This is a genomic window from Paraburkholderia sp. J63 (assembly GCF_905220245.1).
Classification (GTDB): domain Bacteria; phylum Pseudomonadota; class Gammaproteobacteria; order Burkholderiales; family Burkholderiaceae; genus Paraburkholderia.
The window spans coordinates 32,394-47,633 of record NZ_CAJMZF010000002.1 but is presented as its reverse complement, the minus strand read 5'-3'; the positions used below and the strand labels follow the sequence as shown (position 1 = coordinate 47,633).

Below are 15,240 nucleotides of genomic sequence, written 5' to 3'. Positions count from 1 at the left end.
CTGCTCGGGTTCATCGCGGCGCTCAGCACACGATCACTGCTGCGACGGCGGCTTCACCGCGAACGGCGTGTCGAGCGTCGCGCCATCGGAGAACTGCAGTTTCACCTTCACCGTGTCGCCGGGCGCGATCTTGTGCTTCGCGTGCTCCAGCATCAGGTGATAGCCGCCCGGCGCGATCGCGAGCGTGCCGTGCGCGGGCACCGTGGCCTTGTCCACCATCACCATCTTCTGCGTCGAGCCGTTCGAGACGGTCTGATGCAGCATCACCATGCCGTAGTCGTCGCTCGACACCTTCACGAGGTCGACCGGCTTGTCGCCGTCGTTCTTCAGCGTGACGTAGCCCGCTGCCGGCAGATCGTTCGGCAGCCAGCGGACCCATGCGTTCTGCGCGCTGAGCGCGTCGGCGGCGTGCGCGGCCGGGGCGAACGACGCGAACGTGCAGGCGAGGGCGCAACCGAGCGTGGCGCCCAGCCGGCTCATGGCGCTCACGGGGCTCGTGCGGGTAACGCGGCGGGACTTCATTTTCATCGTCATGGCAGTTCCTGTTGCGAGTGGTACGGAAATCGGTGTTACGGTCGCGCCGGGGCGTCGGTGCGCCAGCGAGCCCCGGCGCCGCTCACGCCGGGGAGTCGATCACGCGGCGCACGTCGTGTGCGATGGCGTCGGGCGAGTCCTTGTCGGTCGCGAGCAGGCGCGCGTGGCCTTGCGCGTCGAACACGTAGACGGCCGAGCTGTGCGTGACTTCGTAGCTGCCGTCGGGGTCGCGCTTTTCCATCTGATACGCCACGCGATAACGCTTGGCGAGCGATTCGATCTGCGCATCGGTGCCGGTGAGGCCGAGCGCATGCTGGGCATCGAACGCGCTCACATAGGCATGCAGCGCCTGCGGCGTGTCGCGTGCCGGGTCGACGCTGATGAAGAGTATCCGCACATGCTGCGCATCGGGTCCCAGTTTCGCTATGACCTGCATCAGACGCGCCATCGTTTCCGGGCAGACGTCCGGGCAATGCGTGTAGCCGAAGTACACGAGCGCCGTATCGCCGCGCAGGTCCGCGGCGGTCAGGGGCTTGCCGTTGTCGGCCGTGAGCGCGAACGAGAGATCGGGCAGGTGGCCGCTCACATTGGTGAGCTGCCACGGCTCGGCCGGATGCGAGCACGCGCCGAGCAGCATGGAGCCGGCGGCAAGCGTCAGCAAGGTCGCGGCGCGGACCGCGCGCAGCGCGCGGCGCAGAGGGGGCGGGCGGAGCGGGCCAACGATGGCTCGCGGGGCCAGGCGGGGCGAACGTGAAGCGTCGAACTCGGGGAACAAAGGCTTTCTCGTTAACTCGATTTACAGGGGCGTGCGCGTGGCCGGCCCACGCCGTGTCGCTGGACTGTAGCAAAATTGGGGGCCCGCTGCCGCGCAGGGTCGGCCGTGATGCGGTGGCAGAGGCAATTTGCCGCATCCGTCGTGCCGATGATGTCAACCGTTCCGATGCGGACTTGCGGTAAATCGGCCGCGCAAAAAAGCGCCGGAACGAATCGACCCGGTATGGCGTATGCGGGTGGCGTACCAGGCCGGCCCATCAAGGCTGGCGCAGTAGCCGCGCGGGCCGCCTTTCTCGAAAATCAGGGCGATGCGCGGTAAGATGCGCACACTTTCTCCGGTGGGCGAACGCTCGCCGGATCCACACCCGGCCTCAGCGCCGAGGGACGAAACGAACCTGATGCAAGTACTTCCGGCTGAATTGCCGTTCGACAAGACGGCATTTTTCTTCGACTTCGACGGCACGCTCGTCGACCTTGCGCCCACGCCCGACGGCGTGCTGGTGCGCCCCGACATGCTCGCGCTGCTCGGCGACTTGCGCCGTGCGACGCACGGCGCGGTGGCAATTGTCTCGGGACGTGGCATCGAGAGCATCGACACGTTCCTCGGCATGCCGGATCTGCCGATCGCGGGCCTGCACGGCGCCGAGCGCCGCGACGCGAACGGCGACACGCAGCGCGTCGGCTTCAACGATCAGCGCCTGCTGCATATGGAGCAGGTGCTCGCCGAGGTGGTGCGCACCCATGCGGGCACGCTGCTCGAGATCAAGGGCGCGGCGCTCGCGCTCCATTACCGCAACGCGCCCGAGCACGAGGGCGTCGCGCGCGCGGCCACCGAGAAGCTCGCGGCCGAATTCGCCGATGCCTACGTGCTGCAGCCCGGCAAGATGGTCTACGAGATCAAGCCCAAGGACGTCGACAAGGGCCGCGCGCTGCGCGCCTTCCTCGACGAGCCGCCGTTCGCGGGCCGCACGCCCGTGTTCGCCGGCGACGATCTGACCGACGAGAAGGGCTTCGTCGTGGTCAATGCCCAGGGCGGCCTTTCGATCAAGGTCGGCGGCGGCGACACGGTCGCGAAAACGCGCGTCGAGTCGGTCGAGGCGTTGCTCGCGTGGCTCGATACGCTCGTCGCCGCAGCCCGCGGCGCCTGACTTCGGCGCGCGCCGATGCTTCGGCCCCTGTGCGCCGGCCTCCGCGGCGCTGACCGCGCGCCGCGCCTCTACGGGCGCGTCTAACTTTTTTCTGCACGGAACCTGCATCTCATGAGCCGACTGATCATCGTGTCGAACCGCGTCGCGCCGATTTCCGAAGGCGGCCCGGCCGCGGGCGGGCTCGCGGTCGGCGTCTACGACGCGCTCAAGGAAACCGGCGGCATGTGGTTCGGCTGGAGCGGCGATGTGCTCTCGTCGGGCCAGCCGCAGATCCAGCTCGAAGAGCGCGGCCCGGTCACGTTCGCGACCATCGGCCTGCTGCGCCGCGACTACGACCAGTACTACCGGGGCTTCTCGAACGCCACGCTCTGGCCGGCGTTCCACTACCGCGCCGATCTCGTCCAGTACGACCGCCACGAATACGCGGGCTATTGCCGCGTGAACGCATGGCTCGCGCAGCAGCTCGTGCCGCTCTTGCGCGACGACGACGTCATCTGGGTCCACGACTATCACCTGATCCCGTTCGCCGAGGCGTTGCGCGCGGCGGGCGTGAAGAACCGCATCGGCTTCTTCCTGCACATCCCGTTTCCGGCCTCGCAAGTGCTGCTGGCGGTGCCCCCGCATCGCGAGCTGGTTCAGGCGCTGTGCTCGTTCGATCTGCTCGGCTTCCAGACCAGGCCCGACCTGCGCGCGTTTTGCGACTACATCGTGAACGAGGCGGGCGGCTCGGTCGAAAAGCGCGCCGACGGCCTCACGCAAATCGAGGCGTTCGGCAAGACCCTCTGCGCGAACGACTACCCGATCGGCGTCTATCCCGACGAAGTCGCCGAACTCGCCAAGGCCGGCGAGCGCGGCAAGCCGGTGCGCACGCTCAAGGCCACGCTGCATAGCCGCAAGGTGATCATGAGCGTGGACCGGCTCGACTACTCGAAGGGCCTCGTCGAGCGCTTTCGTGCATTCGAGCGACTGCTCGAGCACGCGCCCGCGCAGCGCAACAAGGTGTCGTTCGTGCAGATTGCGCCGCCCACGCGCGCCGATCTGCACGCGTATCAGGACATCCGCCTGCGGCTCGAAGCCGAGTCGGGTCGCATCAACGGCCGCTTCGCCGAGCTCGACTGGACGCCGATCTGGTACATCCATCGTCAGTACGAGCGCGCCGTGCTCGCGGCGCTGTTTCGCGCCTCGCACGTCGGCTACGTCACGCCGTTGCGCGACGGGATGAATCTCGTCGCGAAGGAATACGTTTCGGCGCAGGACCCCGAGAATCCGGGCGTGCTGGTGCTCTCGCGCTTCGCAGGCGCGGCGCAGGAATTGGGCGGCGCGCTGATCGTGAATCCGCTCGACATCGACGGCATGGCAGACGCGCTCGGCAAGGCGCTCTCGATGCCGCTCGCCGAGCGCCTCGCGCGCTACAGCGACATGATGGTGCAATTGCGCGAGAACAATGTCTCGGTCTGGCGCGACCGGTTCATGCGCGATTTGACGAACATGGCCTCGCGCGTTGGCGTGTCGTTGCCGCCGGCTGTCGAGTCCGCGTAGTAATAGGGCAGGGAACCGCGCCCAGCGGCGCGGCAAGCGGCATCAAAGCCCCTCCAGCGCCGCCGAAAAAGAAAAGCCGCTTCTCGAACGAAGCGGCTTTCTCTTTTGATGCTGCGGGCGGTGCGCCCGCCGGTCAGGCCACGTGTTTTTCGTCGGCCTTCTTGCTGCCCAGATGCAGCGTGGACGGCTTGCCGTACTGCTTGGCGAGCAGATCGCGATAGAGGCCCGGGCGGTTGCGCAGCTCCTCGGGGGTGCCGTCGTCGATCACCTTGCCCGCGCTCATCACGATGATGCGGTCGAAGTTGTGCAGCGTGGAGAGCCGGTGCGCGATGGCGATCACGGTGCGGCCCACCATGAGCCGGTCGAGCGCCTGCTGGATGGCTTCCTCGGAGGCGCTGTCGAGCGCCGATGTGGCCTCGTCGAGCAGCAGGATCGGCGAATTCTTGAGAATCGCGCGCGCGATCGCGATGCGCTGGCGCTGGCCGCCCGAGAGCTTCACGCCGCGGTCGCCCACGATCGTGTCGTAGCCTTCGGGCATGGCCTCGATGAAATCGGCGCAGCGCGCCTCGCGGGCCGCGGCGAGCACTTCCTCGCGGCTCGCTTCGGGGCGGCCGTAGGCGATGTTCTCGTAGATCGAGCGATGCAGCAGCGAAATGTCCTGCGGCACGAGCGCAATGGCGTGGCGCAGACTGTCCTGCGTGACCTGGGCGATGTCCTGGCCGTCGATCTTGATCGCGCCGCCCTGGGTCTCGTAGAAGCGCTGCAAAAGCGCGAGCACGGTGGTCTTGCCCGCGCCGGACTTGCCGATCAGGCCCACGCGCTGGCCCGCTTCGATGCGCAGATCGAAGTGGTCGAGGATGGGCTTGCGGTGCGGGTAAGCGAACGTGACGTTTTCGAAGTCGACCTGGCCGCCCTGGGCGACCAGCTCGGTGGCGTCGTTGCGGTCGGGCATGCCGTGCGGCTCGAGCAGCGTCTGCACGGCTTCGGCCAGACGCGCGACGTGCTGCGTGACGTCCACGAGCGCCACGGCCAGATCGCGCGTGCCGTGCAGGATCGTGAAGCCGAGCGAGCTCACCAGCACGATGTCGCCCGAGGTGGCCTTGCCCTGGTTCCAGAGCCACAGCGCCCAGCCGAGCAGGCCGGCCGAGAGCATCGCCGTGATGACGGCGTGCAGCAGGCGCAGTTTCTCCAGATAGAGCAGGCTCGAGCAGCGGGCGTCGAGCTCGGCCTTCACGGTCGAGCCGAAGCGCTTTTGCTCGCGCAGCGTCATGCCGAAGGCGCGCACGAGCGCCATGTTGCTGATCACGTCGACGAGCTCGCCGTCCACGGCGGCCGCCTTGGAGGCGAACGTGTGGTGGCGCGCCGAGCCGCGTCCGGCCAGCTTGAAGAGAATGATCGAGAGAATCGCCGAGCAGAGCAGGAGGCCCGCCGCCATCAGCGGATTGACCGAAATGATCATCACGATGGCGCCCGCCACCGCGATGCACGGCGGCAGCACGTTCCAGGCGGTGGTGTTCTCGGCGGTGTAGACGGCGTTCGAGGTGGCGGTGATCCGGCTCGCGAGCGTGCCGGGCTGTTTTTCCGCGTAATACGTGTTCGAGTGGCCGCTCAGATACTGAAAGAGATCGCGCCTCAAGTCGCCCGTGACGGCGACGAAGGTATGCGCGGCGAACCAGCCGCCGACGCGCCAGAGCAGATTGTCGGCGGCGATCAGACCCACGAGGATCGCGAACGCGGTCCACAACGGCCCCGGATGGTGGCGGCCCGCGCCGAGCACGTCGATCAGATGCTTGATCGCGTATTGCGAGGCGAGGGCGCAGCCCACAGCCGCGAACACGCTGGCGAGTACGACGGCATGGGCGAACGGATGGCGCTTGATATAGCGGAAAAGAAACGCAAGCGGCCGTCGCGCATAGCTCGCAAGCTTTGCGTTATGGGCGTTACGCTGGGCGATGGTCAGATGTTCCAATTGATTGGTGGTCGGTCTGACGGAGCTTCGTCCGTGCAAGGTAGAAAAAGAGGCAAGAAGGCGCGCAACGGCAAACCTGGCGGAATTCCAGCATTGTAAACACCCCACGCGCGAGCCGCATGGCTTGTGCCCAACGGGACACCGTTGGGACACCGCTGGTACACCAATGGGACGCGCATCTTATCGCGACTATGTCACGGACAGGGTCCCTTCCCGACATGTTGTCGCGCCCGAGGTTCAACGGGTTTTCACGACAGTTTTCGGGATACAATTACAGATTGCGTTCAGGCTCGCCGTATACGCACATACCGCGCGCGCATACCGCGCCGTTGCGCAGGCACTTTCCGCTAGCCTCCCGAGCCGCGAGATCCGGAAACCAGGGTCACATAACAATGCGTTTTGACCGTGGTTCCGGCGCCACGCTACCCGGAAACGAACCCCCAATCTAGAACAGGCTTAAAAAACAAGGGGTTGCGGAGTGTTTCCACTTTGTAACAACGTAAAGTATTTGAAATCTCGTAGCCGGCTATGGGTGCAAACCCCGATAATGCCGACTCGAACAGCGTAGGGAATTTGACAGCATGAGTGTCAACGACCGCGAACCCTGCGCGTTTACCGCCTGAGCCGCCGCTTGTGTCAATCCAGGACATCACAACTGCGTCGGTCTGTGTGCCGGGCTACCGGCGCGGTTAGCGGTACGGAACGCCTGGTGGGGCGCGCGGCAAGGAAGCCGCTGCTCGCGAGGTCGATTGTCAAAATTGCAGTACTTAGCCCGATTTATTACGAGGAAGGAGTTCACCACTATGCGAATCGCTCAAATCGCTCCGTTGCACGAGGCGGTTCCTCCCAAGCTCTACGGCGGCACGGAACGGGTGGTCTCCTACCTGACCGAAGCGCTGGTCGAGCAGGGACACGACGTCACGCTCTTCGCCAGCGGCGATTCGATCACCTCGGCAAAGCTCGAAGCATTCTGGCCGCAGGCGCTGCGCCTCGACCCGACGATTCGCGACGTGATGGCTCCGCACATGCTGCTGCTCGAAGAAGTGCGCCGCCGCGCGCATGAATTCGACGTGCTGCATTTCCACATCGACTACTACCCGTTCTCGCTGTTCCAGCGCCAGGACGTGCCGTTCGTCACCACGATGCACGGCCGTCTCGACCTGCCGGAACTGCAGCCGATCTTCAACGCGTTCAGCGACGTGCCGGTCGTCTCGATCTCGGACAACCAGCGTATCCCGCTCCAGCAGGCTTGCTGGCAGCAGACCGTCTATCACGGCCTGCCCGAAGACGTGCTCAAGCCGATCCCGAACGTCGAGCCCGGTTACCTCGCCTTCCTCGGCCGCGTTTCGCCGGAGAAGGGTCTCGACAAGGCGATCCGCATCGCCGGCCAGGCGGGCATGAAGCTCAAGGTTGCCGCCAAGATCGACAAGGCCGACCGCGCCTACTACGAAGAAGTCATCAAGCCGCTGATGGCGCTGCCGCACGTCGAGTACATCGGCGAAATCGGCGAGCACGAAAAGCGTGAGTTCCTCGGCAATGCGCACGCGCTGGTGTTCCCGATCGACTGGCCGGAGCCCTTCGGTCTGGTGATGATCGAAGCCATGGCCTGCGGTACGCCCGTGATCGCGTTCAAGCGCGGCTCGGTACCGGAAGTCATCGAAAATGGCGTCTCGGGTTTCGTCGTCGAAGACGAAATCAGCGCAGCCGCGGCAGTCAAGCGTCTTTCGACGCTGCCGCGCGAGAAGGTCCGCGCCGCGTTCGAGGCACGTTTCTCGTCGAAGGTGATGGCGCGCAACTACGTCGCCGTCTACGAAGAAATGCTGCGCCAGAAGCGCCGCACCGTGCTGCGCGAGGTCAACGCCGGCTAAGCGGCCCGCGAGGCGGCCGGCCAGGTGCCGCCGCCCGGGACGCGCGCCGCGCGCTCCTTCCTCCAACGCCCCAGTGCCTTGCACCGGGGCGTTGTCGCATTTGCGCCGCATCGGGTCTCGGGACGAGCCAAACACCGCGTGCGAGCGTGAGGGGCGGCAGCAATGTCCCTATAATGGCCGTTCCGCGAAATTCCGCGATTTATTCACCACTGCTGCGCGCGCCAAGCGCGCCCCATGGCGGCGCATGAGCACAGCGCAAAACAACCGCGACCTTAGGAGAAGTGCCTTGGCGAGATCACGTCCGACGCGCGCCGCCACCGTGCCGGGTGCCGGGACGCTGTTCGCGTTGCGCGCGATCGGTCTCGTGATCCTTGCGCGCTGGCTCCATTCGATGGGGGAGATGAATTTCCTCGCGTCGTTGCAGGCTATGGCCTCGTCGCCGGTTGCGTGCCTCAATCTCGTTTTCCTGTTTCTGCTGATCGTGCTGCCCGGCGCGAAGGCGCGCGTCGAGCGGCCGTTCCATCCGCTGCCGCAATGGCTGCGCCAGGCGTTGCGTATCTTCGGCGTGCTCGGTTGCCTGTTCGCGCTCTCGTCGATCGGCGCGTTCGTCTGGGCCGAGGGCTGGCGGCGCGCGGTGCAGGCGATCGAGGCGACCAACGGCTGGCTCGCCGCGGCGCCCGCGCTCTATGCGGCCGTGGTCTGGATCTGCCGCCCGCGCGCATTGTGGCGCAGCAACGTGGCGGCGCGGCGTTTCGCAATCGGGCGCTACGCGGTGTCGATCGACGCGGCGACGCGCACGACCATCGTCTGGCTCGAAAGCCGCAAGGTCGGGCAGTACGATGCGCGCGAGCTCTCGGTGCGCTGGCCGATGGGCGCGGAGACTGGCGGCGTACAACCTGCCGCCGCGACGGCGCGCACCGCGCCGGGCGATGCGCTGGCGGGCGGTGCTTCCGTGACGAGCGTCACGCCCGCCGATGCGCCGACCGAATCCGGCGCCGTTGCCGAAACCGTGGATCCGGCGCCGGCCGATCCGGCGGCTACGTCATCGAATCCGCCATCCGCCATATCGACCATGTCGCCCCCAGCGGCCGAGCCGCAGGCGAGCGCCATGCCTGCCGCCCCTGCGTCGCCGCGCCATGCCGCGCCCGCGCGTACCGCGGGCCGCCGCCCCAGAATCGAATTGCTGTGGGACTCGCCCGCGGCGGCGGGACACAATCGTCAGACCGTCATGCGCGTACGGCTCGTCACCGAAGGCGACCGCGTTGCCGCACGCGCACTCGATGCCGCACTGAAACAGGCTTAGCCCCCGCGCAAGCTTGTCGATCCCGTCGTCGTTTCGAAGGAGTCGCGATGCTCATACGCTGGTTGCTCGCCGCGATTCATCTGCTGGCCTTCGGTTTCGCGCTCGCGTCGATTCTGCGGCGCACGCGCGGCCTGCGCCGCTGCACCTCCACCGAGGCGCTGCCCGCGATCTTCAGCGCCGACAACGGCTGGGGCGGCTCGGCGGTCGTGCTGATCGTGACCGGGGCGATGCGGGCATTCGGCGGCTTCGAGAAGGGCACCGACTATTACCTCCATGAGCCGCTCTTTCTCGTGAAGATGGGCGCGCTCGTGCTGATCCTGCTCCTCGAGATCGCGCCGATGATGGCGCTGTTGCGCTGGCGGCTCGCCGTGCGTCGCGGCGACGTGCCCGATCTGACCGGCGCGCCCAAGTACGCGCGCATCGGCGCTTGGCAGACGGTGCTGCTCGTCGTGATGGTGTTCGCCGCGACGGGGATGGCGCGCGGAATCGGCCTTGCAACCGGGGCCGATTAGCGGCGATCGCGGCCAAGGCGCGCGACAAGCGCGCCTCGAATCGACGCGCCGAACGCTCGCCATCTCATCCCTCTGACGAATGATGCATGCGCCTCTCGGCCCGGCAGGGTAGCCGCGCCGGGAGCGCTGGCGCACATAGCGGCCGCATCGGCACTCCGCGCACGGCGCGCGCGGCTTTATGATCGACTCGCTTTGGGTTGCCCGCAGAAAATGCGGCATTCCGGTGAGGTATGCGGACACGGCGCGCGCGGAGCGTCGCAGGACCGTTCGCCGTCCGCCCCGAACATGTTGCGCAGCGAGGAGAGACGCATCATGGGCCTGCATGGGTTGCGCGCGCGCCTGGCCGCGCGCTGTCTCGCGACGGTGGCGCTCGCGTTGCTGTGCGCCGGATGCCAGGCGCCGGACGGGGATTCGGCCGTCCATGCTGGCAAGGGCCACCACAAGGGCAGGCACGGCGGCGATCGCGAGCAGGAAGCGGACTCGCAGGCGCAAGCGCAGGCTCAGATCCAGACCCCGACTTCGGCGCAACAACAGACGCCGGCGCAAGGGCCGGTCGCGACGCCGTCCGGGCGGCGCGCGCCGCTCCCCGTCGACGATCGTGCGCTGAAGTCGCGACTCGCCGGCATGCCGGACGGCAAGGCGCGCCTCGCGCTGCTCGAGCGGGTTGCGCGCGAGGACGAGCACGAAGGGCGCATCAACGACTACTTCCACGTGCTGGACCTGATCGCGAGCGACAGCGGCATTGCGCCGGGCCGCCGCTCGCTCGCGGCCTCCGAACTCGCCACGGCGTTTGCGTACGAGAAGGACTACGCGCGCAGCCAGCGCGCGCTCGACGACGCGCAGTCTCTCGCGGCCGAGACGAAAGACGCCGATCTCGATACGTTGCCCGCCAATCCGGCCTACGCGGTGCTGCGCGCCGAATCGGTGCTCGCATGGCGCTACCGGGGGCAATTCGACCTCGCGTTGCGCCTGAACCGCGAAGCGACCGATCTCGCCTGGCGCGACCTCGGCAACGCGGCGCTCAGCCCCGCGCGGCGCCGCGCGGCCGCCAACGCGCTGATCAACGGCCTGCCGACCCAGACCAATCTGCTGATCCGCTGCAACCGCGCGACGGAGGCGCTCAGCTACGTGAACGAACTGCGCTGGGATCTCGACAACGGACCGCAACTGCATCCCACGACGGTCCAGCGTGCCCAGGTGGCGCGCGCGCGGGCGTTGGCGCTGACCTCGTTCGACGACTACGACGCGGCGCTGGCGTCGATCGGCGAGGCCATCGACGGCTTTCGCCAGGCAGGCATGTCGCCGGCCGCCTCGCCGTACGCCGAGTCGTTGCGTCTGCGCCTGCTTATCGCGCTCGCGATGGGCCGCATCGGCGACTATCAGGCCGACGTGGCGGGCTGGCAGACGGCGCTCGCGTCGAACCCGACACTGAACTTCGGCGCGGACGAAAGCGCCTCGCTCGCGCTCGCGGCCAGCGGCGACTGGCGCGACGCACAACTGCGCCTCGACGAAAACGCTCATCCCGAAAACAAGCATCGGCACAAGCGCAAGGCTTACTTCCGCAAGGACGCCGATCATCCTGGCGCCAAGTTCGATGCGGCGCTGACGATGCTCTATCGCCTCGAAGACCCGCAGGGTGACGTGAGCGAGGCCGATATCGCGAGCTATGTCGAGCCCTGGCTCGGCGGCGATGATGACTGGGACGACGAAGGCACGCGCGGCGGCGTGATCGACGATGGCGTGCTCGCGCTCTCGATGGCGCGCCTCATGCACGATGGCGCGAGCGGGCAGGCGCTGGCGTTTCGCATCGCCGAGCTGTTCCATATGAACGCCACGCAGGGCGCCATGAACGACGGCGCGACGCGGCTCGCCGCGCAAACGCCGGCGTTGCGCGCACTGATCGAGCAGGAGGCGGCGCTGCGCTACCAGCTCGACACGAGCGCATCGTCGCCTCCGGGCACCGAGGACAAGCTGCGCGCGCTGCGGCACGAGATTGCGTCGCAGTTTCCGCGCTACCGGCAACTGGTCGCGCCCGCGATTCCGACGCCCGAAGCGGTCGGCGCCGTCCTGCACGAAGGCGAAGTCTACGTGGACCTCTACGCGGGCCGCGACGCGAGCTACGCGTTCGTGGTGCGCCCGGACCGCGCGCTGCATGCGGTCGTGCTGCCGGTGACGCGCGCGGCGCTCACCACGCAGGTGGCCGCGCTGCGCGCCGGCTTTGACGCGGGCATGCCTCCCACGCAGCCGGGAGACCTCGCGGGCTTCGATCTCGCGGCCGCGGCGGGGCTCTATCGCGCGCTCATCGCGCCGATCGAGGCGGACCTGCAGGGCGCGAAGACCGTCTATCTCTCGACGAGCGGCATCTTGTCAAGCATTCCTTATGAAGTGCTGCTGCGGCGTCCGGCGTCGAGCCTGGCCGATGCCGACTGGTGGCTCGACAGCACGACGCCGGTGCGCATGCCGAGTGCGTCGGCGCTCGTGAGTGCGCGCGCCGAACGGGTGCCGCATGCGAGCCAGCCCCTGCTTGCGTTTGCGGACCCGAGCTTCGACGGCAGCGCGCAGGCGCCCCAGGCAGACGGTGCGCCCGAGGTGGTGGCTGCGCGCGCATTCCCCATGGACGCGCGCGCGCTTTCGTTCGACTACCGGCGCGTGACGCCGCTGCCCGAGACGCTCGACGAGGCGAAAGCCATCGCTGCGGCGCTGGGCGCTTCGCCGCAGCAGAGCGTGATTTCGGGGCTGGCCGCATCGCGCAGCCATGTGCTCGGGGAGAATCTCTCGAACGATCGCGTGGTGCTGTTCGCGACGCACGGCGTGATTCCGGGCGAGGTGCCGGGGCTGCGCAAGGCGGGGCTCGCGCTCGCCTATGAAGGGCGCGGGCTGCCCGATTCGATCCTGACCGCCGACGATATCGTGACGCTGCGTCTGAACGCGGACTGGGTCGTGCTTTCGGCGTGCAATACGGGGCTCGCGACCGGCGACGCGGGCGATTCGGTGTCGGCGCTCGCACGCGCGTTTTTTGCGGCGGGGGCGCGCAGCCTGCTCGTGACGCAATGGGCAGTCGAGTCGAAGTCGGCGGCGCTGGTCACGAGCGGGCTCTTCGAGGCCTACGCGGCGAATCCGGCGCTGTCGAAGGCCGATGCGCTGGCCCAGTCCGAGCGCGCGATGGCGGCGGGGAAGGCGGGCGAATTGTATCGGCATCCTTATTATTGGGCAGCGTATTTCCTCGAGGGAGACGCCCAGCGATAGAACCCCGCCAATCTGCCAGGCGATGGCGCGAATCATCGGCGCCGGAAATGAAAAAAGCCCCGTTGCGTTTGCAACGGGGCTTTTGATCTTCGGTGCTTGTCTTTACCAACACCAGGAATTCTGGTGGGTAGTACTGGGATCGAACCAGTGACCCCTGCCGTGTGAAGGCAGTGCTCTACCGCTGAGCTAACCACCCGAAGAGATTGAAATTATGCCGGGCGTTTCCGGTCTTGTAAAGCCCTTTTTTAAGTATTTTGCACAGTGGCCGCGTTCTCTTCGACGGAGGCCGGTTGCGTGCGCCACACCGAAGTGCCCTTCATCGATTTGTCGAGATCGTCCAGCAGCGCTTCGTGCGCCATGAGCTCTTCCTCGCTTGCGGCGATCACGGGCAGCGCGAGCGTCTCGAACTTCACGCGCGGCGCCGCCACGCTGCCGGCGACCTCGGTCGTGCTCATCATGTCGATGACGAGGCTTTCCTGGCCACGCGTCATCGCCAGATAAACCTCGGCGAGCAGCTCCGAGTCGAGCAGTGCGCCGTGCAGCGTACGGTGTGCGTTGCTGATGCCGAAGCGGTCGCACAGCGCATCGAGCGAATTGCGCTTGCCGGGGAAGATCTGCTTGGCCTGCACGAGCGTGTCGATCACCTCGCCGCAATGCTCCTTGAACGACGGCTTGCCGAGCAGCGCGAGCTCGGCATCGAGAAAGCCGATATCGAACGGCGCGTTGTGGATGATGATGTCGGCGTCGCGCACGAAGTCGAGAATCTCGTTGGCGACTTCGGCGAACTTCGGCTTGTCCGAGAGGAATTCGGTCGTCAGGCCGTGCACCGCGAGCGCGCCCGGATCGCTGTCGCGTTCCGGGTTGACGTAGAAGTGCAGGTTCTTGCCCGTGAGCCGGCGATTGACCAGCTCGACGCAGCCGATTTCGATGATGCGGTCGCCCGTGCGGGCGTTCAGGCCGGTGGTTTCAGTATCGAGAATGATCTGGCGCATGTCATTTGAAGCGTGATGGCGTGAAGGCGGAGGCGGCGCGTTCGGCGGAACGCGCCACGAGGGTCGCTCAGATTTCGGCGAGCGTGGCGACGCCGCGGTTCGCGAGCGCGTCGGCGCGCTCGTTCTCGGGGTGTCCGGCGTGGCCCTTGACCCAGCGCCACTCGACCTCGTGCTGCGCGACGAGCGCGTCGAGGCGCTTCCACAGGTCGTCGTTCTTGACGGGCGTTTTCGCGGCCGTCATCCAGTTTTTCTTCTTCCAGCCGTGGATCCACTCGCTGATGCCTTTCTGCACGTATTGCGAGTCGGTATGCACGACCACCTTGCACGGGCGCTTGAGCGCTTCGAGCGCGGCGATCACGCCCATCAGCTCCATGCGGTTGTTGGTCGTGCCGGCCTCGCCGCCGAACAGTTCCTTTTCCTGGGCGCCAAAGCGCAGCAGCGCGCCCCAGCCGCCGGGGCCGGGGTTGCCCTTGCAGGCGCCGTCCGTGAAGATTTCGACGAAGTCGGGTGAGCTCATGAGTCCTTGTTGCGAGTAGGGGAGGGAGTGGTGGCGGCGGGCTTCAGGCTCGCCGCCAGCGCCGGCTTCTTGACCTTGACCTTGCCGACCAGCCGCATGCCGCGCACGCGCTTGATGGCCGACACCATATAGATCGCGCCGAAAATCGGCCACCAGCGGTCGCCGGCGGCCTCCATGAATGCATAGCGCCCGAGCCATTGCTCGGAGGCGAGCGGCGGACGATAGCAGCCGAAGCGTCCGCGTTCAAGCTCGAAGCCCAGCAGCTTGATCCAGTCTTTCAGACGCGTGAAGGCGATCAGGTCTTCACGCGCGGGCAGGAACGGATGCCCGGTCAGCTTGCCCGCCGACTGGCGCGCGCCCCACAGCGAAAGCGAGTTGAAGCCGACGATCAGCAACTGCCCTTCGGGCATCAGCACACGTTCGGCTTCGCGCAGCAGCCGGTGCGGATCGCTCGTGAACTCCAGCGTGTGCGGCATCACGATGAGGTCGACGCTCTGCGCCTCGAACGGCAGATCGAGATGGTCGCACCATACCGTGCTGCGTCCGGCCGGAGCGTGGGGCGCGGGCGGATGCTGCAGGTTGGACGGCGCGTGGGCGCCCGGCACGGTATACGGCGCGCTCGTCGCACTGGCCGCGTCGAGCACGAGGCCGCGGCACGGCATGCGGTTCTCGCGCAGCGCGTCGAGCTGCGGCAGGCCGAGCTGCAGTGCATGGTAGCCGAACATGTTCGACACCACGCGGTCGAGCTGCTCCTGCTCCCAGCCCAGCACGTACCTGCCTGCGGGCGATCCGGTCCACGCGGGCCAGTCTATAATCGTTCGGTCAGACATGTCGAAAA

The 15,240-nt window shown here is 67.1% G+C and carries 12 protein-coding genes and 1 tRNA gene; 6 read left to right on the top strand and 7 right to left on the bottom strand.

What is annotated here, in order from left to right; all coding sequences use genetic code 11:
* Positions 1-33: 33 nt before the first annotated feature.
* Both U5775_RS02465 and U5775_RS02460 read right to left on the bottom strand, forming a co-directional pair.
* On the bottom strand, positions 34-480 hold the full coding sequence (locus U5775_RS02465) for a copper chaperone PCu(A)C (protein ID WP_322056870.1): 447 nt from the start codon (positions 478-480) through the stop codon (positions 34-36).
* A 136-nt stretch (positions 481-616) separates the two neighbouring features.
* Positions 617-1,309, bottom strand: coding sequence for an SCO family protein (locus tag U5775_RS02460; RefSeq protein WP_415913498.1), 693 nt, complete (start codon positions 1,307-1,309; stop codon positions 617-619).
* A gap of 397 nt (positions 1,310-1,706) precedes the next feature.
* On the opposite strand from U5775_RS02460, the gene otsB reads away from it, so the two are divergent.
* Both otsB and otsA read left to right on the top strand, forming a co-directional pair.
* Positions 1,707-2,456: a trehalose-phosphatase gene (otsB, locus tag U5775_RS02455; RefSeq protein WP_322056547.1), complete on the top strand. Its 750-nt coding sequence runs from the start codon at positions 1,707-1,709 to the stop codon at positions 2,454-2,456.
* A 111-nt stretch (positions 2,457-2,567) separates the two neighbouring features.
* Positions 2,568-3,995, top strand: coding sequence for an alpha,alpha-trehalose-phosphate synthase (UDP-forming) (otsA, locus tag U5775_RS02450; protein WP_322056546.1), 1,428 nt, complete (start codon positions 2,568-2,570; stop codon positions 3,993-3,995).
* A gap of 133 nt (positions 3,996-4,128) precedes the next feature.
* On the opposite strand, the gene U5775_RS02445 is transcribed toward otsA, so the two are convergent.
* Positions 4,129-5,964, bottom strand: coding sequence for an ABC transporter ATP-binding protein (locus tag U5775_RS02445; RefSeq protein WP_322056545.1), 1,836 nt, complete (start codon positions 5,962-5,964; stop codon positions 4,129-4,131).
* A gap of 803 nt (positions 5,965-6,767) precedes the next feature.
* Here U5775_RS02445 and U5775_RS02440 point away from each other — a divergent pair.
* The 4 genes from U5775_RS02440 to U5775_RS02425 all read left to right on the top strand — a co-directional run bounded on the left by U5775_RS02440 (position 6,768) and on the right by U5775_RS02425 (position 12,893).
* Positions 6,768-7,832 (top strand): glycosyltransferase family 4 protein, encoded by a 1,065-nt coding sequence (locus tag U5775_RS02440; protein ID WP_322056544.1) that lies wholly within the window; start codon positions 6,768-6,770, stop codon positions 7,830-7,832.
* A gap of 286 nt (positions 7,833-8,118) precedes the next feature.
* Positions 8,119-9,135 (top strand): hypothetical protein, encoded by a 1,017-nt coding sequence (locus U5775_RS02435; protein WP_322056543.1) that lies wholly within the window; start codon positions 8,119-8,121, stop codon positions 9,133-9,135.
* 47 nt (positions 9,136-9,182) lie between these two features.
* Complete coding sequence (locus U5775_RS02430; protein ID WP_322056542.1) at positions 9,183-9,647, top strand: DUF2214 family protein; 465 nt, start codon at positions 9,183-9,185, stop codon at positions 9,645-9,647.
* 312 nt (positions 9,648-9,959) lie between these two features.
* A complete protein-coding gene (locus tag U5775_RS02425) occupies positions 9,960-12,893 on the top strand; it encodes a CHAT domain-containing protein (protein ID WP_322056541.1) in 2,934 nt (977 codons plus the stop codon).
* A gap of 121 nt (positions 12,894-13,014) precedes the next feature.
* Here the strand turns inward: U5775_RS02425 and U5775_RS02420 are convergent.
* From U5775_RS02420 to U5775_RS02405, 4 genes are all read right to left on the bottom strand, one after another.
* Positions 13,015-13,089 (bottom strand) — tRNA-Val (locus tag U5775_RS02420).
* 49 nt (positions 13,090-13,138) lie between these two features.
* Complete coding sequence (gene dnaQ / locus U5775_RS02415; protein ID WP_322056540.1) at positions 13,139-13,885, bottom strand: DNA polymerase III subunit epsilon; 747 nt, start codon at positions 13,883-13,885, stop codon at positions 13,139-13,141.
* A 67-nt stretch (positions 13,886-13,952) separates the two neighbouring features.
* Entirely contained in the window at positions 13,953-14,402 is a 450-nt protein-coding gene (gene rnhA / locus U5775_RS02410; protein WP_322056539.1) for a ribonuclease HI, read from the bottom strand.
* Positions 14,399-15,232 (bottom strand): class I SAM-dependent methyltransferase, encoded by an 834-nt coding sequence (locus tag U5775_RS02405; RefSeq protein ID WP_322056538.1) that lies wholly within the window; start codon positions 15,230-15,232, stop codon positions 14,399-14,401. The genes rnhA and U5775_RS02405 overlap by 4 nt, the downstream gene beginning before the upstream one ends.
* Positions 15,233-15,240: the final 8 nt, after the last annotated feature.